Consider the following 18,413-nt stretch of genomic DNA (forward strand, 5'->3'; position numbering starts at 1 on the left):
ACTTTTTTATTTTCTAAATCGTCATACAATATTGTCATCCCGTGGCTTGTCCACGGGATCTTGTATAACAAACTGTGTCTTGAGATCCTGCGATCGAGTTGCGGGATTACATTGCAGTGATGACTCTCTCAACTTCGCAAGCCGCAAAAATCTTGCAAAAGCAAAAATCATTGAATCTACAAAACCATCAAAGCCGAACACAAAATATCTTCTAATAAAAAATGCTTTGAAAAACCACCATATCATTTCGGTTGCTATTCGAATATTCGATGGTTTTTTACCCTGCTTAATTAAATCTTTTGCTTGCTCACCGGAATAAAAATTTGCTTTAGCTACTAGCTGCTCGATCGAAGTACCTGAATAGTGATAAGCAGCTTCATTTAATGTATAGATTTTATTTGCAAAATCAACATCCTTATTAAACACTACCGAATCATGAGTGGTGCTATTTATAGTATTTGCAAAACTAGCAAATTTTTTATTATACAATCTAGTGCATTTATTATAAGGGGCAAAAATTCTAGGGCGTGTATCATTACGATGCATTATTAAAAGCTTTATCTGATAAGCCAAATAACGATCTTGATTTTGAGAGGCAAAGATATATTCTATTTCGTCTTGCAACTCTTTAGAAAGTTCTTCATCAGCATCAATATTAAGAATCCAATCGTTTTTACATAGATCTTCAGCAAAAGATTTCTGCCCTACATAACCAAGCCATGGCTTTACTACTACCTTAGCTCCTAAGCTTTCAGCGATTGCTACAGTCTCATCAGTACTTTCGCTATCTACAACTATCACCTCATCAGCAATGTTTTTTACGCTATTTATAGCCCGTTCTATCCTTGCAGCTTCATTTTTAGTAATGATAAAAGCTGAGATTTTGTTCATAATACTTACACCGTCATTGCGAGGAAATTACGTCAGTAATGGTACGTACACAATCCAGTTAAATAATCTCTTCATATAAATCTCTCCATTCTTGATTTATTTCTTCAATAAGTTCCAACTTTCTTTTTCTTGAACCGCCTTTTATTTGCTTTTCCCTTGTGATTGCTGATATCATAGTGTCATGTAACTCATAAAACACCAGCATTTTACAATCATACTTTTTAGAGAATCCTTTTAAAAGTTCATTTTTATGCTCATATATACGTTTAGTAAGATTAGAAGTTACTCCAACATACAGAGTACCATTTCTTTTGTTAGTAATAATGTATACTACTGGTTGTTTCATAATAATGTCATTGTGAGCAAAAAGGAATATAGAAACAGAAAAATAAAAAAAAAATGCTAAAAATTAGCATTTTTTAACTGGATTGCTTCGTCAATTACTAACGTAATTTCCTCGCAATGACGAACATATTTAAACCAGCTCGTGCTATTTTTTTAGCATCTTTTTGTGCTTGTTTAGTATAGGCTCTGTGAACATTTCTAAAAAGATTTAATTTCGGCTCTTTTTTGCTGCAAATTATAAGATTTTTTTGAAATATGAATAACTATTCCGGCAAAAATCTTATTAATTTTCGCTAAAAAATAGCTCAAAATTGAAAATCAATTAGAAATGTTCACAGAACCTAGCGAATTATATACATTTATAAAAAATTACCAATCTAGTTTATTGCTACACTTTTCTATTGGTTCTTTTCGTCCTTCGGTTATAGACTTATGCATATTTGGAATAGATAGTAAATATAAAGTTTCTTCCATATTACGATAATCTTCTTCTGAAATTAATACTACCTTGCTTTTCTTACCTTTAATATAAATAGGTTTATGTATACCCCTAATAAATGAAGAGTTGAGTATACGAAGATCAACTTGGAAAAGAGCAAGGAGTATATAAGTCGAGGAGCGGAGCGTACAAATAGTACGTGAGCACCACAGATCTTATAAGACGACGTAGCCAATTTTTCAAGTTCATCGAGTATACTTATGTTTTCCTATTAAAAACCTAATTAGCTTTAATAGCATCACTACTCAAAATAAATTTCTTTATCTTCTCAAAAGCGGTGTTTTCTATTTGTCTAATACGTTCTTTAGAAATATTATATTCACTACTTAAAACATCGAGAGTTTTAGGAGTATCTTGCAATTTACGCTCTGTTAAAATACGTAATTCTCTGGCGTTTAAAACTTTCATAGCACTAGATAATAAAGCTCTCTTATGAGTCATATCTTCTTTACTAATGGCTATAGCTTCAGGGCTTGGGCGTGTTTCAGGTAGTAATTCTATCAATTCACCTGAACTTGCATCATCATTATTTATAGTATTATTTAATGATAAATCAGAACCGGAAAGCCTGATATTCATATCAGAAACTTCACTAACTGAAACGCCTAATTCATCAGCGATTTGGACAAAATCATCGCTTGTAATAGCTCTTGAATATAAATTAGTGATTTTATTTTTAATTTTACTAAGGCTGAAAAATAATTTTTTCTGTGCAGCAGTCGTACCCATCTTTACTAATGACCAAGATTTTAATATATATTCTTGAATAGCTGCTTTAATCCACCACATAGCATAAGTTGATAAACGAAAACCAAGCTCAGGATTGAATTTTTTTACTGCTTGCATTAAACCTATATTACCTTCCGATACTAATTCGGTAACAGGAAGACCATAAGTTCTATAACCAGTTGCAATTTTTGCAACTAACTTAAGATGGCTAGTTACTAACTTATGTGCCGCTTGCAGATCATTCTGCTCTAAGTAAGATTTAGCCAGCAAAAACTCTTCTTCTTGCGTTAGTGAAGGAATTTTGTTAATTTTCTGTAAGTAGCTATAAAAGCCTGATTCACTAGAGATTGCTAATGCATTAATATTACTAGTCATTACTAACCTTACCAATTAATTTTCTTTATAATATCATATATATGTTCTAAAATAAACTATTTCTAGAGTATTTTTAAATAAAATCAAATAATGTCTAAAAAATCTAATAAGAATTTAGCGTTTTCCTTATTAGGACTAATAATTAGCATGGTACTACTTAGCTTTGCTGCCGTACCGCTTTATAACTTATTTTGTAAAGTTACGGGATATGGCGGTACTACTAATAGAGAAACAGTAAGTATCTACTCTAAAGTCAAAGGAACTAGACCTATAATTATTGAGTTTGATGCTAATGTCGATAAAAATCTACCTTGGCGTTTTATTCCAAGACAGCAGAGAGTGCAGATTGTTCCGGGACAAAATACTTTAGTTTTTTATGAAACAGAAAATTTAAGTAGTAACGATATTATAGGAACTTCAATTTATAACGTTACTCCTAATAAAGCAGGAAAATATTTTGTAAAGATTCATTGTTTTTGTTTCGAAGAACAATTATTAAAAGCCGGTGAGAAAGTTTTAATGCCAGTCACGTTTTATATAGATAAGGATTTCGAAAACGATCCTGAAATGAGAGATGTAAAAGTACTTACCTTGTCTTATAGCTTTTTCAAAGTACGAGATGTTAAAAAATAAGGAATTATCAAAACATAAGATTTTAATTAATTGATTAATTCTATTAAAAACAGTAAAATCTAAGAAAACAATTATTTTTATGATAGTACAGAAAAGTTATATTAATAATAATGGTAGACTTGCAATTCCTATAAAAGTTAGGAAAAAGTTAAAACTCAAAACAGGTGATGAGGTAACAATAAAATATAATGATTCAGAATTAATAGTATCAACTTTTCATTCAAATATAGAAAAAGCCCGAAATATATTAGATAAGTATAAAAATATTGATCTAAATAAAGAATTAAAGCTTATGAGAAAGTATGATTCTGATGTCATTCCCGCGGAGGCGGGAATCCAGAAAAATAATAAAAAATACTAATTTTATTAGTATTTTTTAGCTGGATCCCGTGAATAAATCACGGGATGACAGGGGAAAATGATCCACGCGAGCAATGCTTATGCAGAAATGACATCAAAGTTTAACGAGTATACTCAATAATCCATTTACGTAATTTAACTATTGGTGAAGTATTTATAAGAGCTGTAGACGGCAATGCTTTACCATTAGTATTAAAGTTAATTATTGGATCTATACCATATATGCTATACCAAGCTTTTAACGGCGAACTATTCGAATTTTTACGATGAAACCAACTTAAAAGCGGCGTAGTCTCTTCATATTCTATTACTTTAACTGATTGTGGATTTTGGTGATATACAAGGCTAAGCACTGACTGGTCTGAGTGATGCCATTTATATTCGTCATAATTAGGATGAATATTATAATCTTTACCTGAAAGGACTCTAATATCCTCACAACTTTTTAGCCATTTTTCAATAAAGGAGCGAGCAAGCTTAGTATTACGTACTACAATAACCGCACTCCAAATATGATCATCATTTCTACATTCTTCATTAAGGCAATTCATCAAGGCAAAGCTTTCGCCTTTTACAAAACTGCCGTTTTTACGATCACGATCATGTACCAGTAATACATCATTATTGCCTAACAGATTAGTCAGATTGCTAATATGTTGTTTGATAATAAAAGCTGAATCTAAATATACTATAATAGCTTCCTCGGGAGCATTTTTCATTGTTTCAAGTATAATATAGGGTTTCCATAACCATAGACCCGCTCCTGCTTTTTCATTAAAAATTTCTTGATGTTTTTCAATAAATGTTTGATCAATATGTTTTTTCTTATAATTAAGTATAAAGTCTATACCTTTATTAATCGCATAATGACTTGTCGCATTCTGGTTACGATAAATATGTTCTGCACCATCAGCATAAGAAACTAAATAAATAGGTTCTTTTATTGAGTTTTGAACTGATAAATCCACTTTCTGCATCGATAAATCATTTATAAAACCTTGGCGAGCATATTCTAAAATAACAAGCACCAAATAAATAAATATTAATGCAGCAAACGTTTTACATAAAGTTTTAAGGGATTTTTTATATTGCAACGACATATTATTAGCTTTTAATTTGAATTAAAGTTTAGTGTAATGGTTTTCTAGTTTTTATGCTAATCATTGCTTATTTCCCAATCAGATTCGAAAGAACAATTTACTATATCATCATTTATTCTAACTGTTCCTTTTAAGAAACCAAAATAACTTCTTTTAATTCTTTTAAGGTGTTTTTTAAACATCTGCACATTAGTATTTATTCAGTATGTATAATAATAGCAGAAAAAAAGTAACATTAAAATTTAAATTTTTCATAAATAATTGGTTGTAATTTATCGTAAATCTAGTATAACTTGCTGTTTGTTTAGAAGTTCTTATGATTAACTCAAACAATAGACAGTCTACTTTAGTCGTTGCGATGTCTGGCGGCGTTGATAGTTCAGTGGTTGCTGGGATATTGTGCGAACAAGGCTATAATGTAATAGGTATTACCCTGCAATTATACGATCATGGTATGGCTGTGGGCAAAAAAAATGCTTGTTGTGCAGGTCAGGATATTTATGATGCTAAAATGGTAGCAAACAAGCTTGGCATGCCTCATTATGTGCTTGATTATGAAAGTAAATTTAAAGAATCGGTAATAGATAATTTTGTTGATAGCTATTTGCGAGGTGAGACGCCTCTGCCATGCGTACAATGCAATAAATCAGTAAAATTCAGGGACTTAATCAAAACTGCTAAAGAACTTGGAGCTGATAAACTTGTTACAGGTCATTACGTACGAAAAATAAATGGTGATAATGGTCCAGAACTTCATATGGGGCTTGACCCTTTAAAAGATCAAAGTTATTTTTTATTTGCAACTACTAAAGAACAGCTTGAATATTTGGATTTCCCGCTTGGAAGTCTTACTAAAGACGAAACAAGAAAACTTGCTAGTAAATTTGGGCTTGAGGTGGCAGATAAGCCTGACAGCCAAGATATTTGCTTTGTACCTGATGGGAATTATAAGAACGTAATAAATAAGATGCGTCCTAATGCAAGCGAAAGCGGTAAGATTCTGCATATAAATGGTTTTGAGTTAGGAACTCATAGCGGCATAATTAACTATACTATAGGACAACGACGTGGTCTTGGGATATCTTACCACGAGCCTTTATATGTGATAAAGATTGATCCTAATAGTAATATAGTATATGTAGGTCCAGAATCTGCGTTAAACGTGCAGGAATTCGTAATTAAGGACGTGAATTGGCTAGCCGGTAGCCTAAAAGATGGCGAGAAGCTGGAAGTAAGCGTTAAAGTCCGCTCAACAAGACCCCCTCGTTTAGCTGAAATAAGTAAGCTTGAGGGTGACAGAATGAAAGTAAAGTTTTTGTCTGAAGAAAAGGCTGTTGCCCCTGGACAAGCATGCGTTATTTATGACGGCACAAGAGTACTTGGCGGCGGCTGGATTACTAGGGATGTGTCATCCCGTGGCTTGACCACGGGATCTTAGGACGCAGTCTGCGACACAAGACTCCGCAATCAAGTTGCGGAGTGACATTAAACACATAATTCATAAAAAAATAAGCTCACTAAAAACAGGAGAAACTAATGAGTTTTTTAAGAAAGAAAAGTTTTGAATCAGTAAAGGAAATAGGTAGCTCGAGCGGTCTTAGTAAGACTCTTGGAGCATTTGACCTAATACTACTTGGACTTGGTGCTATGATTGGTACCGGCGTGTTCGTTGTTACCGGCATAATAGCCGCTAAATATGCAGGTCCTGCTGTAATGTTATCATACGCAATTGCAGGTATTACCTGTATTTTTGTAGCTTTTGTTTACACTGAGCTTGCGGCAATGCTTCCGACATCCGGTAGTATTTATACTTATTCCTATGTTGCATTCGGTGAAGTATTTGCTTGGATGATTGGTAGCGTTATAATATTAGAGTTAGGAGTTGCTTCAGGAATAGTTGCTGCCGGTTGGTCTGGTTACGTACAAGGGATACTCGCAGCTGGTGGAATTGAGTTGCCGAAAGCTTTAACTACAGTGCCGACAAATGGCGGTATAGTAAAATTACCTGCATTTTTAATTTCGGTATTTATTGGGTTCATTCTATTTTTAGGTACTAAAGACAGTAAAAAATTAAATGCTATTTTAGTATTTGTTAAAATGGCGGCGATATTCGTCTTTATAATTGCTGCTGCTCCACATTTTGATGCAACTAATTGGAGCAATTTTATGCCGTTTGGTTTTAGTAATGTCTTAGTTGGTGCATCTATTTTATTCTTAGCCTTTACAGGATTTGGAACAATTGCAACTGCTGCCGAAGAGTGTAAAAACCCAAAGCGTGATATAATGATCGGTATTATCGGCTCGCTCATTTTAACTACTATAGTATATGTAGCAATGGCAGGTCTTGTTACGGGTATTGCACCTTTTGATCAGTTAAATAACGATCAACCGCTTGCTTATGCTTTAACTATCAACAACAGTAAAATCGGCTCAGCTATCGTTGCAACCGGTGCAGTTTGCGGTATGATGACGGTGTTAATGATGAATATTTATGGTACTTCACGTATTTTTTACGCTATCGCACGTGATGGGTTACTACCAAAAAGCTTTGCAAAATTACATCCTAAGTACGATAGCCCATACATTACAATTATAATATTTGCATCTTTAGCTGCTATTCTTGGAGGATTTTGTTCAACGGAATTATTGACCCAATTAACTTCGATGGGAGCAATTATTGACTACATAACTGTTGCAACAATAGTGTTGTTGTTTAGAACAAGACTACCGAATGCTCAAAGACCTTTTAAATGTCCTTTGGTATATATTATTGCTCCTTTTATTATATGTGCATGTGTATATTTGTTATTTATTCAAGTATTTGATGGTGAATTTAATTTACATACTGCAGGACGTGCTTTATTAATTTGGTTTGTTACGATATTTGTTTTATATATTGTGAGATCATTTTTTATGAAAAAAGAAATATAGCTAATGTCCGTCATTGCGAGGAGGTTATTTTAATAACCGACGTGGCAATCTCATGAAATAATACGAAAATTCCTGAGATTGCTTCGTCAAAATTTTTAATTTTTCCTCGCAATGACATCAAAACCAAAAAAACAAAACTAGTACAATGACTGATAAACTCCAACCACTTCGAGGAATGAAAGATCTTTTGCCGGATGATTATAAAGTTCATGATTATATAATCAATAAAGCAAAAGAGGTTGGGGAATTATATGGCTATAAGCAAATGAGTACGCCAGTACTCGAATATACCAAAGTCTTTAATCGCTCAATGGGTGAAAGCTCTGACGTAATTAGTAAAGAAATCTACAGCTTTTTAGATAAAAGCGATGAATCAGTAGCACTACGTCCTGAATTTACAGCAGGGATTGTAAGAGCTTTTATTTCTAACGGCTTGCAGCATAAACTACCTCTCAAATTATTTTCTACTGGTCCTGTTTTTCGTTATGATAGACCGCAAGCAGGGCGTCAAAGACAATTCCACCAGCTAAATTATGAATATTTAGGGGCTAAAGGAGCAATCTCTGACGCTGAAACCTTAAAATTAGCAGTAGATATACTTGAAAGTTTAGAGGTTTTAGCCGATACTACTTTAGAGCTAAACTCTCTTGGTTGCAGTCAGTCACGTGCTACTTATCAGCAAAAATTAGTAGAATATCTAAATGACTTTAAGGATGAATTATCAGAAGATAGTAAAATAAGGCTAACTAAAAACCCGATGCGGATTCTTGATTCTAAAAGCGAAATCGATCAAAAAATAATAGCAAATGCCCCTATTTTATCAGAGTATTATACTGATGAGTCAAAAGAATATTTCGAAGAGCTATTAAAATATCTTGATATTTTAGGCATAAAATACACCATAAATGCACGCCTAGTTAGAGGACTTGATTATTACTGCCATACTGCTTTTGAATTTACGACTACAAAGCTAGGAAGCCAATCCACTATTCTTGCCGGCGGGCGTTATGATGGGCTTAGTCGCATTATGGGCAATAACGATGAAGTACCAGCGATAGGTTTTGCAGCAGGAATTGAACGAATAGCCTTGATGCGGGAATATAATATAGATTCGGTAACTCCAATATTTGTATTGCCAATAGGTGAGAATAATATTCCGCATTCTTTAAAAATAGCCGATCAATTACGCTTACATAACATATCTGCGTTGATAGAAGTAAGTGGTAAAATGGCAAAAAGAATGCAAAGAGCTTTAAATGATAATGCCAAATTCATTGTCTTTATCGGTGACAAAGAACAAGTAAATAACAAACTCAAAATCAAAGATTTAGAAAAGCAAGAAGAGTATATTTTGGACTTTTCGAAAACAATTGAGTTGCTAAAAAAGCCTTAGACTTCTTTTATATATTATTGTACAAAGGGGCTTTGTTGCATGGTCGAAAAATATCCACAATGTCATTCTTAGCATATGCGGGGATTCAGAAGCCTTTAAATGTCATAACGTGGTTTCGGAACTAGAGCCAGAAAAATAATAAAAAATGCTAATTTATAGCATTTTTTAACTATATTGCACACGTACAAAACTTGTAGTTTTTCCTCGCAATGACGCTAAATAAATTTTAAAAAATAATATATGAAAAAAAAACTATATGAAGGTTCAAGTAAAACCCTATATACTTCTGAAGAAGAGTTTTTGCTTGTAATGGCTTTTTCTGATAGAGCTACTTTAGAAAATGGTGAAATTATTGATGTATCAGGCAAAGGAGTGCTTAATAATAATATCTCTTCTTTTGTAATGAATAAGCTTGAAATGATTGGCATTGAAAATCATTTTATTGAAAAGCTGAATATGAGAGAGCAGTTAATTCAATATGTTGAGATGTTTCCTCTGCAAGTAGTCGTATCTTCTGTTGCGTGCGGTAGGTTTGTAAAAGAATTTGGCATGGATGAAGGCTTTGTATTTGATAAGCCAATAATTGACTTTAAAGTAAAAAGTCGTGAGTTTAAATATCCGATAGTTAATGAACATCAAATATTAAATTTTGGTTGGTTAACTAAAGATGAAATTAATACAGTTAAAAAGCAAGCTTTGCGTATATATGACTTCCTAAGCGGTTTGTTCATCGGCATCGGTATTAGGCTTGTTGAATGCAGCCTTGAATTTGGACGGGTATTTACCGGTGAGGAATCTTTGGTAATGTTAACTGATGAAATTAGCCCTGATACTTGTAAATTATGGCATATTAATAGTAATGAAAGACTAGGATTTGAATTGCTAGAAAAAGACCCAGCTAAAGCTTATGAATCATATAAATTAATAGCTGATCGTTTAAAAGAAAAATAAGTTAGAATAAAAAATGATAAATATTTCTTTCCCTGATGGGAGTGTAAAACAGTTTGAAAAGAATATTACCGCATTTGAGATAGCTGAGTCTATTTCAACATCGCTTGCTAAAGCAGCAATGATTGCTGAGATTAATGGTGAGCTTAAAGATTTAAGTACTCAAATTGATAGTGATTGTAAATTGCGTATTTTGACTGTTAAAGATCCTGAATGTCTTGAAGTTATAAGGCATGATGCTGCACATTTAACAGCGGAAGCGGTAAAAGAATTATTTCCTGAAACGCAAGTAACAATCGGTCCTGCTATCGAAAATGGTTATTACTATGATTTCGCTAGGGATAAACCTTTTACTACTGATGATTTAGCGGTTATAGAAGCTAAGATGCATGAGCTTGTTAAAAAGAATGAGAAAGTAACAAGAGAATTATGGGACAGAGAAAAGGCTGTAGAATTTTTTAAATCGATAGGTGAGCATTACAAAGCTGAAATTATTGCCTCCATCCCGTCAAATGAGCCTATTAGTTTATACAGGCAAGGTAACTTTATTGATTTATGCCGAGGTCCACACGCTCCATCTACCGGCTTTGTTAAACATTTCAAACTGATGAAAGTTGCGGGAGCTTATTGGCGTGGTGATAGCCGAAATGAGGTATTACAGCGTATATATGGTACAGCTTGGGCTACTAAAGAGCAGCTAGATAGTTATTTATTCATGCTTGAAGAAGCTGAAAAGCGTGACCATAGAAAATTAGGAAAAGAGCTTGATTTATTCCATTTTCAGGAAGAAGCTCAAGGAATGGTATTTTGGCATGATAAGGGTTGGAGTGTATATAATACTATTGAGCAATATATTAGAAGAAAGATTCGCAAAAATGGTTATATTGAGGTTAAGACCCCTGTTTTAGTTGATAAGAGTCTTTGGGAGCTTTCGGGGCATTGGGAAAAGTTCCGTGATGATATGTTTGCTTTAGAAACAGACGACAAGACGCTTGCTTTAAAGCCGATGAACTGTCCTTGTCACGTACAGATTTTTAAGCAGGGTATTAAGAGCTATCGAGATTTGCCGCTTCGTATGTCAGAGTTTGGCTTATGCCATCGTAATGAGGCGTCAGGTGCTTTACACGGGTTAATGAGAGTGCGAAGTTTAGTGCAGGATGATGCACATATATTTTGCAGCGAGGAACAAATTACTGAGGAAACAGTTAGCTTTTGTAAGTTACTGACAGAGGTTTATAAGGATTTCGGTTTTACTGATATAAAAGTAAAATTCTCTGATCGACCGGAGGTTAGAGCTGGTAGCGATAAGACTTGGGATAAGGCTGAGAATGCTTTAAAAGAGGCAGTAGAGAAAGCCGGTTATAGCTATACACTAAACCCGGGCGAGGGTGCTTTTTATGGTCCTAAGCTTGAATTTGTGTTAACCGATGCAATAGGGCGTCAATGGCAATGTGGAACTCTGCAAATGGATTTTGTTTTGCCTGAGCGTTTAGATGCTAGCTATGTTGCAGCAAGTGGTGAGAAAAAAAGACCTGTGATGTTACATAGAGCAATACTTGGCTCGCTTGAGCGTTTTATTGGGATATTAATCGAAGAATATGCAGGACGTTTTCCTTTATGGCTTGCTCCTGTACAGGTTGCAATAGCTACCATTACAAGTGATTTAAACGATTATGCTTTAGAAGTACAAAAAGCTTTAATTGAGAGTGGCGTGCGAGTCGATATTAATATATCACCCGATAAAATTAACTATAAAATTCGTGAATTTTCTAACCAGAAAGTACCAATGATTGCGGTAATTGGAAAACAAGAAAAAGAGAATAAACAAGTAACTATTCGAAGACTTGGAACTACCGAGCAGGAAGTATTATCGATTGAGCAGTTGATAGAGCTTATTAAGGAAGAGAATAGTAAGTATATTTAGAAATGTTGTGGTATATCGTCATTGCGATGAGCGTAGCGACGAAGCAATCTCAGGAAGTTTGACGAGATCGCTTCGTTAAGACTTAAGTCTTTCCTCGCAATGACGTTAAAAAATTTTATAAATGCAATATATATTTCCTTTTAATAATTCTTCAAAATATCACCCTGAGGAATTTATTGTTTCTGAGTCTAATGCTCTAGCTTATAATGCTTTACAAAATTGGCAGAATAGCTTTGGCGTTAATCCTTATAAGTTTACTTTACTAATAAAGGGTCCTGCCTCTTCAGGCAAAACCTATCTAACCAAAATATGGCAAAATTTAAGCAATGCTTATGTAATTAAAGATATTTTTTTTGATGATAAGATTTTAGCAAATCATAATGCTTTCATTATTGAGTATATAGAAAATTGGCAGGAAACAGCGTTGCTGCATCTATTTAATCTTATTAATGAAAAGCAAAAATATCTTTTGCTTACATCTAATAATAAAGGTAAAAATTTTACCTTACCTGATCTATCATCACGTATTAATTCTGTATTAAATGTTCTGCTTTATCCTCCTGATGATGAATTAATTAAAATTTTAATATTTAAACATTTTGCTACATCTTCTGTAACAATATCACAAATAGTAATAGATTTTTTATTAGTAAATTTGCCTAGAGAATATAACAAAATTTTAGAAATATTAGAGTATATCAATAACTTTGCGTTAACTTCTAAGAGAAAAATAACTATTCCATTAGTTAAAGAAGCTTTAAATTTTGTAAATATTTCTTACTAATTCTTTACTTTTTTGTTGACTTACATATAAAAAAATATAACTCTTTATTTGCAGTTTATTTTTTTATAAAGGAATTATGTTAGGATATCAAAAAGAGCAGACAAGTTTAAGTAGAAAACAAAAACAGGCTATAAGTTTATTATCCATAGGAAATTTTTTAGAATATTTTGATTTGATGTTATATGTTCATATGGCTGTATTACTTAATAAAATATTTTTCTCTCCTGATAATCCTCATTCAATAAAAGTACTTTCTGCTTTTGCGTATTGTTCAACATTTGTATTTAGACCTTTTGGGGCATTACTATTTGGCTGGATAGGGGATAATATAGGGCGTAAACCGGTAATTATAATTACGACTATAATGATGGCTTGCACCTGTATTGGTATGGCTATTCTTCCTTCTTATGATGAAATAGGTTTTGCTGCTACAATAATGGTTACACTTTTTAGAGCTATTCAAGGTATTTCCTCCTCTACTGAGGTAGTTGGTGCTGAACTTTATATTACGGAAATGGTAAAACCTCCTATGCAATATCCTGCTGTAGCGTCAGTCACAATTTTTTCTACACTTGGAACTTTAGCAGCACTTGGAGTAGCTACTATCGTAACTTCCGGAAATTTAAATTGGCGTTATTTGGTGCGTTGGTAGCTATTACCGGTACTATGGCACGTACAACGCTTAAAGAAACTCCTGACTTTATTGATGCAAAGCGAAGAATAAAATCTAGTCTAGAAAAAACCGGTTTAGACCCAAAACAAATCGATAATAATGATATTTTAAAACAAAAAACGAATTTAAAAACTTTTATTTCTTATTTTGTAATTCAATGTACTGGACCCGTATGGCTTTATTTTGCTTATTTTTACTGTGGAAATATTTTAACAGAAGTTTTTGGATATAGCCCTGCTGAGGTTATTAAACATAATTTTTTTATTTCAATTGGAGATGTTATCGGTGGCATATTATTAACTTATCTTAGCTATAAAATATACCCTTTAAAAATATTAAGAACAACATTTTATATTTTTGTAATATTTCTTTGTTTTTCACCTATAATAATGCAGAATTTAGCTCCTAATTATTTAATGCTAATTCAATTATATTTGCTCCTGGTTATTTTCCAGCTACGGCAATTTTTTATAAACATTTTCCGGTATTTAAACGCTTCACGCATACTAGCTTTATATTTGCTATATCACGTGCACTTATGTATATCATTACGTCATTTGGACTTGCTTATTTAACGGAAATTTTTGGATATATAGGAATATTAATGATTATGGTACCTGTAACAATATTCTATTATCTAGGATTACGCCATTTTGAAAAATTAGAAAAACAGGTTAATAATTTTAATATCCCTTGAGTTTAGTATTAAAAATAAGTGATAAAGGTAAGAGACAATTTTTACCTTTATCACAGAATTTATTTACCAACAGCATTTATTCAAAAAATCCATAAAATCTTCTTTTATAACAACCTTTCTTTCACAATATCCAGGTTTGCGTTTTTCATTCTCTTTATCTGTTTTAGATAGTTCCAAAGAACTTGTTTTTTCATTAATAATATCATCAACTTTCAATTTAAAAATCCTTAATTTTTTAAACTAATTTTATCTATTTCATTTTATATTTCAAGTCAATTAATTTAAATTCTATACACTAAAAATCCCTTGACTACGTTTAATTCCTATAATATCCTGTAATTTACCATTAAATCCCAAGATAACCCAAATAATACCAATGAATATATTTTTATCGAAATTTATCAATAATAATATTGATAAAAAGGGTAGGGTATCAGTACCGGCAAATTACCGAGCGGTATTAGGGAAAGAAGCATTTAATGGGATAATTGCTTATCCATCGATTAGAAATAATTGTATAGAAGCTTGCGGTATATCCCATATTGAGAAACTAAGACAGATGATTGAGTCGCTTGATCCGTGTTCTGAAGAGCGTGATGCTTTTGAGACTATAATATTTGGTGAAGCTGTACAGCTTTCATTTGATGGGGAGGGCAGAGTGATATTGCCCGCATCTTTAATGCAGCATGCGGGGATTGAGGATCAAGTATGTTTTGTAGGTAAAGGAGTAATTTTTGAAATTTGGCAACCGCAAAATTTCAAGGATTATTTAGCTTCTGCTCAAAAGCTTGCCCACGAGAAACGTTTAACTTTAAGGAATACGAATTGATGCAACAGCCTCATATACCCGTAATGTTAAACGAGATGCTGAAGTTTTTAGCACCAAAAGCCGGTGAATCCTACTTAGATTGTACGTTTGGGGCAGGGGGATATAGTAAAGCGTTATTAGAAAACTGTGATTGTTATGTCACAGCTTTGGATCGTGATCCAAATGTCATTAAGAAAGCAGAAGAGATAAAACATAATTATAAAGATAGATTTGATTTTGTAGAAACAAATTTTGGTAATTGTTTTGCAAAGCTCGAATCAAAAAAATTTGACGGCATAGTGCTTGATTTAGGTGTTTCTTCTATGCAACTTGATATACCAGATCGTGGATTTTCGTTTTTACATGACGGACCTTTAGATATGCGTATGAGTGGGCAGGGGCTTAGTGCCGAAGAGTTTATAAATACCGCAGAAGAAAAAGAGCTTGCGGATGTAATTTATAAATATGGTGATGAGACTTTTTCCCGAAGGATTGCTAAGAAAATTGTAGAAGTAAGAAAAGCCGCAAGGATTGACAGTACTGGAAAGTTAGCTGATATAGTGCGTAGCTGCATAGGTTTTAGAAAAGGTAAAATTGACCCTGCAACTAAGACTTTTCAAGCCATCAGGATTTATATAAATAACGAACTTGGAGAGCTTGAGCAGTTCTTAGCGAATGTAAAAAATATACTAAAAAAAGATGGTCGTTTAGTTGTTGTTTCGTTTCATTCGTTAGAAGACAGAATAGTTAAGAATTTTTTCAAAGAAAATTCAGAAAAGCCAGTAGCAAGGTCAAAATACGCTAAAGAAGATGTTATATTGAACCCGGATAAATGGCTTAAGATTATTACTAATAAAGCGGAAATACCATCAGATAAAGAGATATCTCTAAATGTAAGGGCAAGATCAGCAAAATTAAGAGCAGCGAAGAAAATATAATTATGAGTATAAAGAAATTTCATTATTTAGTGTTGCTAGTAATAATTATAGCAGTTTGCAGCTTGTTTACCATTAAGGAACGAGTTTCAACTATTGATTACCAATTAAGTAGTGTTTTAAAACAAATAAATAGTGAAAATAATAACATTCATATTTTAAAAGCAGAAAAAGCTTATCTCATCTCGCCAGCAAGGTTAAAAAATCTTGCAACTGCTTATTTAGAATTACAAACGGTGAAACCTTGTCAAATGGTAAGAGATCCATTATCACCGATTACTGCCTCAAATATTAGATTTGATCAAGATATTAATATTTTTAAAAGCAATAATAATCGGAGACATAAGAGAATTACAAATAATAAATATATACAGACAGTTTCAAGTCGGGAGAAGCCTTAAGCGTCATTGCGAGTGAACGAAGTGAGCGTGGCAATCTCAGGACTTTTTCATAAGATTGCTTCGTCAATTACTTTTCTGGATCCCGTGGATAAACCACGGGATGACAAGGTGCTTGAAACAAAACAAATTAATATGAAACAGATTTTAGAAAAGTGGAAACCTGATATTAAGAGTTTAATATTTTGGAATGTTTGTAGTAAAAATACAAAAATCCGATTATTGATAGTTATTGGTGCTTTTTCTGTTCTTTTCTGTACTTTATCTTACAGGCTTATAATAGTTGCTACTAATGTTTATGATAAAAACCTCCACGCTCTAAAAAAGAGTAGCCAGTTTAGAAAAGAAATAGTTGATCGTAACGATAATTTGCTTGCTGTAAACTTACCATCTGCGTCATTATTTGCCAATCCGCAAATAGTAATTGATCCCGAAAATTCCGTAAAAAAAATAGCTGAGATTCTGCCCGATATCAACAAGGCTAAACTACTTGCTGATCTTAAATCCAATAAAAGTTTTATATGGGTTAAAAGAGATTTATTGCCTAGTCAGCAAGAAAGAATAATGAGTCTTGGGTTGCTTGGTTTTGATTTTGAAGAAGAACAAAAGCGTATTTACACATTTTCTAACTTATCATCTCATATTGTGGGCTATGTTGGTAGAGATATGGCGGGGCTTAGTGGACTCGAACTTGCTTATGATAAATATTTAACTAATTCCGATCTTGATTTGAATAAACCAGGAAAGCAGAAAGAGCCGCTTAAATTATCAATTGATATTAGGTTGCAAAGTATCTTGAGCGAAGAAATCGACAAGACTTTAAAGCAATTCAGTGCTATAGGAGCGGTGGGTATTATTGCGAATCCTAATAATGGTGAGATTCTAGCTTTAGTTAGTAAACCGGATTTTGATCCGCATTATCCAAGTGCTGCAAAGCCTCAGCAGCTTTTTAATATGGCAAGCCTTGGAATTTACGAAATAGGTTCGGTATTTAAATCTTTGACTATGGCGGTTGGTTTTGATACTGGTGCAATAAATATGAATGATGCTTATGATATAAGCTATATGAAAGTCGGTGGTTTTCAGATTAAGGATTATACCCCAAGACAAGGGTGGCATAGTGTACCGGATATTTTTCTGCATTCTTCAAACATCGGCGTAAGTCAGATTATGCTTGAAGTAGGTAAAAATAATTTCAGGAAATATTTAAAGAAATTAGGTTTGCTAGATCAAGTGCAAATAGAATTGCCGGAGCGAGGTACTCCTCTTTTTCCTTCAGAAAAAAGATGGAATGAATTAACTAGTGCTACTATGTCTTATGGTTATGGTATTTCAATTAGTCCTTTACATTTTGTTAGGGCAATGCTACCTGTTGTAAATGGCGGTATTTTATACGATCTTACTTTGTTAAAAAGAGATGATGAAAAAGTTGAGGGGACAAGAGTATTTAGCGAAAATACTTCAAAGAAAATGAGGCAGCTATTTAGAACTGTGGTAAAAGATGGAACAGGTAAAAGGGCAGAGGTAAAAGGATATTTGATTGGCGGAAAAACCGGTACTGCTGAGAAATTATCAAGCAATGCTAGTAAAAAGAAATATCTTAAAAATAGCCGTACTACTTCATTTTTGGGATTACTGCCAGCCTCAAAGCCTGAATATGTCATCTATATTATGATTGATGAGCCAAAACCTACTAAAGAAACGTTTGGTTTTGCAACAGCTGGTTGGACTGCTGCACCTACCGCCGGAAGAGTGTTTGAACGCATGATATCGCTGTACGGCTTAGAGCCAATAGAACAAATAGGGGAGGTGGTGGAGTAAAGTAAGCGTCATTGCGAGTAGGCATTGCCTGCATGGATCATTTTCCTCTGTCATCCCGTGGCGGCATTGTTGCGTAGATCGAGAGTCGTCATTGCGAGCGAATGAAATGAGCGTGGCAATCCAGAAAAAATAATAAAAATACTAATTTTATTAGTATTTTTAACTGGCT

General features: G+C 33.3%; 18 protein-coding genes and 2 pseudogenes. 13 read left to right on the forward strand and 7 right to left on the reverse strand.

Annotated features, from left to right (window positions below; genetic code table 11):
- Window positions 1–21: 21 nt before the first annotated feature.
- The 4 genes and pseudogenes from AAHF54_RS02725 to rpoH form a co-directional block, all read right to left on the reverse strand.
- Window positions 22–891, reverse strand: a complete 870-nt coding sequence (locus AAHF54_RS02725; protein ID WP_341789048.1) for a glycosyltransferase family 2 protein — start codon at window positions 889–891, stop codon at window positions 22–24.
- A gap of 58 nt (window positions 892–949) precedes the next feature.
- Window positions 950–1,237, reverse strand: coding sequence for a GIY-YIG nuclease family protein (locus tag AAHF54_RS02730; protein WP_341789049.1), 288 nt, complete (start codon window positions 1,235–1,237; stop codon window positions 950–952).
- Between the two features lie 368 nt (window positions 1,238–1,605).
- Window positions 1,606–1,782, reverse strand: a pseudogene (locus AAHF54_RS02735) (type II toxin-antitoxin system Phd/YefM family antitoxin); the annotation flags it as partial.
- A gap of 172 nt (window positions 1,783–1,954) precedes the next feature.
- Window positions 1,955–2,839 (reverse strand): RNA polymerase sigma factor RpoH, encoded by an 885-nt coding sequence (gene rpoH / locus AAHF54_RS02745; RefSeq protein ID WP_011477198.1) that lies wholly within the window; start codon window positions 2,837–2,839, stop codon window positions 1,955–1,957.
- 90 nt (window positions 2,840–2,929) lie between these two features.
- Here rpoH and AAHF54_RS02750 point away from each other — a divergent pair, with 90 nt between their 5' ends.
- Window positions 2,930–3,472 carry a cytochrome c oxidase assembly protein gene (locus AAHF54_RS02750; RefSeq protein ID WP_341789050.1) on the forward strand — a complete coding sequence of 181 codons (543 nt, stop codon included), beginning with the start codon at window positions 2,930–2,932 and terminating at the stop codon, window positions 3,470–3,472.
- 79 nt (window positions 3,473–3,551) lie between these two features.
- On the forward strand, window positions 3,552–3,833 hold the full coding sequence (locus AAHF54_RS02755) for an AbrB/MazE/SpoVT family DNA-binding domain-containing protein (protein WP_341789051.1): 282 nt from the start codon (window positions 3,552–3,554) through the stop codon (window positions 3,831–3,833).
- 100 nt (window positions 3,834–3,933) lie between these two features.
- Here the strand turns inward: AAHF54_RS02755 and AAHF54_RS02760 are convergent, their stop codons facing one another.
- On the reverse strand, window positions 3,934–4,932 hold the full coding sequence (locus AAHF54_RS02760) for a hypothetical protein (RefSeq protein WP_342170176.1): 999 nt from the start codon (window positions 4,930–4,932) through the stop codon (window positions 3,934–3,936).
- A 56-nt stretch (window positions 4,933–4,988) separates the two neighbouring features.
- Window positions 4,989–5,114: a hypothetical protein gene (locus tag AAHF54_RS02765; RefSeq protein WP_341789053.1), complete on the reverse strand. Its 126-nt coding sequence runs from the start codon at window positions 5,112–5,114 to the stop codon at window positions 4,989–4,991.
- A 134-nt stretch (window positions 5,115–5,248) separates the two neighbouring features.
- Here AAHF54_RS02765 and mnmA point away from each other — a divergent pair, with 134 nt between their 5' ends.
- The 7 genes and pseudogenes from mnmA (at window position 5,249) to AAHF54_RS02800 (ending at window position 14,282) form a co-directional block, all read left to right on the forward strand.
- The gene (gene mnmA / locus AAHF54_RS02770) at window positions 5,249–6,370 is read left to right on the forward strand and encodes a tRNA 2-thiouridine(34) synthase MnmA (protein ID WP_342170177.1); all 1,122 of its coding nucleotides are present in this window, start codon (window positions 5,249–5,251) and stop codon (window positions 6,368–6,370) included.
- Window positions 6,371–6,468: 98 nt separating this feature from the next.
- Complete coding sequence (locus tag AAHF54_RS02775) at window positions 6,469–7,863, forward strand: amino acid permease (RefSeq protein WP_342170178.1); 1,395 nt, start codon at window positions 6,469–6,471, stop codon at window positions 7,861–7,863.
- A gap of 145 nt (window positions 7,864–8,008) precedes the next feature.
- Window positions 8,009–9,256, forward strand: coding sequence for a histidine--tRNA ligase (hisS, locus tag AAHF54_RS02780; protein ID WP_342170179.1), 1,248 nt, complete (start codon window positions 8,009–8,011; stop codon window positions 9,254–9,256).
- A 240-nt stretch (window positions 9,257–9,496) separates the two neighbouring features.
- Window positions 9,497–10,207 carry a phosphoribosylaminoimidazolesuccinocarboxamide synthase gene (locus AAHF54_RS02785; protein ID WP_341789057.1) on the forward strand — a complete coding sequence of 237 codons (711 nt, stop codon included), beginning with the start codon at window positions 9,497–9,499 and terminating at the stop codon, window positions 10,205–10,207.
- Between the two features lie 13 nt (window positions 10,208–10,220).
- Window positions 10,221–12,128 (forward strand): threonine--tRNA ligase, encoded by a 1,908-nt coding sequence (gene thrS, locus AAHF54_RS02790; RefSeq protein ID WP_341794974.1) that lies wholly within the window; start codon window positions 10,221–10,223, stop codon window positions 12,126–12,128.
- A 121-nt stretch (window positions 12,129–12,249) separates the two neighbouring features.
- Window positions 12,250–12,912, forward strand: a complete 663-nt coding sequence (locus AAHF54_RS02795; RefSeq protein ID WP_342170180.1) for an HdaA/DnaA family protein — start codon at window positions 12,250–12,252, stop codon at window positions 12,910–12,912.
- Between the two features lie 76 nt (window positions 12,913–12,988).
- Window positions 12,989–14,282 (forward strand): annotated as a pseudogene (locus tag AAHF54_RS02800) (MFS transporter).
- Window positions 14,283–14,345: 63 nt separating this feature from the next.
- On the opposite strand, the gene AAHF54_RS02805 reads toward AAHF54_RS02800, so the two are convergent.
- On the reverse strand, window positions 14,346–14,498 hold the full coding sequence (locus tag AAHF54_RS02805) for a hypothetical protein (protein WP_341789062.1): 153 nt from the start codon (window positions 14,496–14,498) through the stop codon (window positions 14,346–14,348).
- Between the two features lie 160 nt (window positions 14,499–14,658).
- On the opposite strand from AAHF54_RS02805, the gene mraZ reads away from it, so the two are divergent.
- From mraZ to AAHF54_RS02825, 4 genes are all read left to right on the forward strand, one after another.
- On the forward strand, window positions 14,659–15,111 hold the full coding sequence (gene mraZ, locus AAHF54_RS02810) for a division/cell wall cluster transcriptional repressor MraZ (protein WP_342170181.1): 453 nt from the start codon (window positions 14,659–14,661) through the stop codon (window positions 15,109–15,111).
- Window positions 15,111–16,028, forward strand: coding sequence for a 16S rRNA (cytosine(1402)-N(4))-methyltransferase RsmH (rsmH, locus tag AAHF54_RS02815; RefSeq protein WP_341789214.1), 918 nt, complete (start codon window positions 15,111–15,113; stop codon window positions 16,026–16,028). Before mraZ ends, rsmH begins: the two co-directional genes overlap by 1 nt.
- Before the next feature lie 2 nt (window positions 16,029–16,030).
- On the forward strand, window positions 16,031–16,426 hold the full coding sequence (locus tag AAHF54_RS02820) for a hypothetical protein (RefSeq protein WP_011477213.1): 396 nt from the start codon (window positions 16,031–16,033) through the stop codon (window positions 16,424–16,426).
- Window positions 16,427–16,558: 132 nt separating this feature from the next.
- Entirely contained in the window at window positions 16,559–18,244 is a 1,686-nt protein-coding gene (locus tag AAHF54_RS02825; protein WP_342170234.1) for a penicillin-binding protein 2, read from the forward strand.
- The last annotated feature ends 169 nt before the right edge of the window (window positions 18,245–18,413 follow it).

Origin of the sequence: Rickettsia endosymbiont of Seladonia tumulorum (assembly GCF_964030815.1) — a bacterium.
In the GTDB taxonomy this organism is placed as follows: Bacteria; Pseudomonadota; Alphaproteobacteria; order Rickettsiales; family Rickettsiaceae; genus Rickettsia.

What these genes read in the sequence shown, in the direction of transcription:
- AAHF54_RS02730 (WP_341789049.1), bottom strand. Translation starts at nt 1,237, where the DNA reads ATGAAACAACCAGTAGTATACATTATTACTAACAAAAGAAATGGTACT.
- AAHF54_RS02755 (WP_341789051.1), top strand. Translation starts at nt 3,552, where the DNA reads ATGATAGTACAGAAAAGTTATATTAATAATAATGGTAGACTTGCAATT.
- mraZ (WP_342170181.1), top strand. Translation starts at nt 14,659, where the DNA reads ATGAATATATTTTTATCGAAATTTATCAATAATAATATTGATAAAAAG.
- rpoH (WP_011477198.1), bottom strand. Translation starts at nt 2,839, where the DNA reads ATGACTAGTAATATTAATGCATTAGCAATCTCTAGTGAATCAGGCTTT.
- AAHF54_RS02785 (WP_341789057.1), top strand. Translation starts at nt 9,497, where the DNA reads ATGAAAAAAAAACTATATGAAGGTTCAAGTAAAACCCTATATACTTCT.
- AAHF54_RS02775 (WP_342170178.1), top strand. Translation starts at nt 6,469, where the DNA reads ATGAGTTTTTTAAGAAAGAAAAGTTTTGAATCAGTAAAGGAAATAGGT.
- AAHF54_RS02725 (WP_341789048.1), bottom strand. Translation starts at nt 891, where the DNA reads ATGAACAAAATCTCAGCTTTTATCATTACTAAAAATGAAGCTGCAAGG.
- AAHF54_RS02825 (WP_342170234.1), top strand. Translation starts at nt 16,559, where the DNA reads ATGAAACAGATTTTAGAAAAGTGGAAACCTGATATTAAGAGTTTAATA.
- AAHF54_RS02760 (WP_342170176.1), bottom strand. Translation starts at nt 4,932, where the DNA reads ATGTCGTTGCAATATAAAAAATCCCTTAAAACTTTATGTAAAACGTTT.
- thrS (WP_341794974.1), top strand. Translation starts at nt 10,221, where the DNA reads ATGATAAATATTTCTTTCCCTGATGGGAGTGTAAAACAGTTTGAAAAG.
- AAHF54_RS02765 (WP_341789053.1), bottom strand. Translation starts at nt 5,114, where the DNA reads ATGTTTAAAAAACACCTTAAAAGAATTAAAAGAAGTTATTTTGGTTTC.
- hisS (WP_342170179.1), top strand. Translation starts at nt 8,009, where the DNA reads ATGACTGATAAACTCCAACCACTTCGAGGAATGAAAGATCTTTTGCCG.
- AAHF54_RS02820 (WP_011477213.1), top strand. Translation starts at nt 16,031, where the DNA reads ATGAGTATAAAGAAATTTCATTATTTAGTGTTGCTAGTAATAATTATA.
- AAHF54_RS02795 (WP_342170180.1), top strand. Translation starts at nt 12,250, where the DNA reads ATGCAATATATATTTCCTTTTAATAATTCTTCAAAATATCACCCTGAG.
- mnmA (WP_342170177.1), top strand. Translation starts at nt 5,249, where the DNA reads ATGATTAACTCAAACAATAGACAGTCTACTTTAGTCGTTGCGATGTCT.
- rsmH (WP_341789214.1), top strand. Translation starts at nt 15,111, where the DNA reads ATGCAACAGCCTCATATACCCGTAATGTTAAACGAGATGCTGAAGTTT.
- AAHF54_RS02750 (WP_341789050.1), top strand. Translation starts at nt 2,930, where the DNA reads ATGTCTAAAAAATCTAATAAGAATTTAGCGTTTTCCTTATTAGGACTA.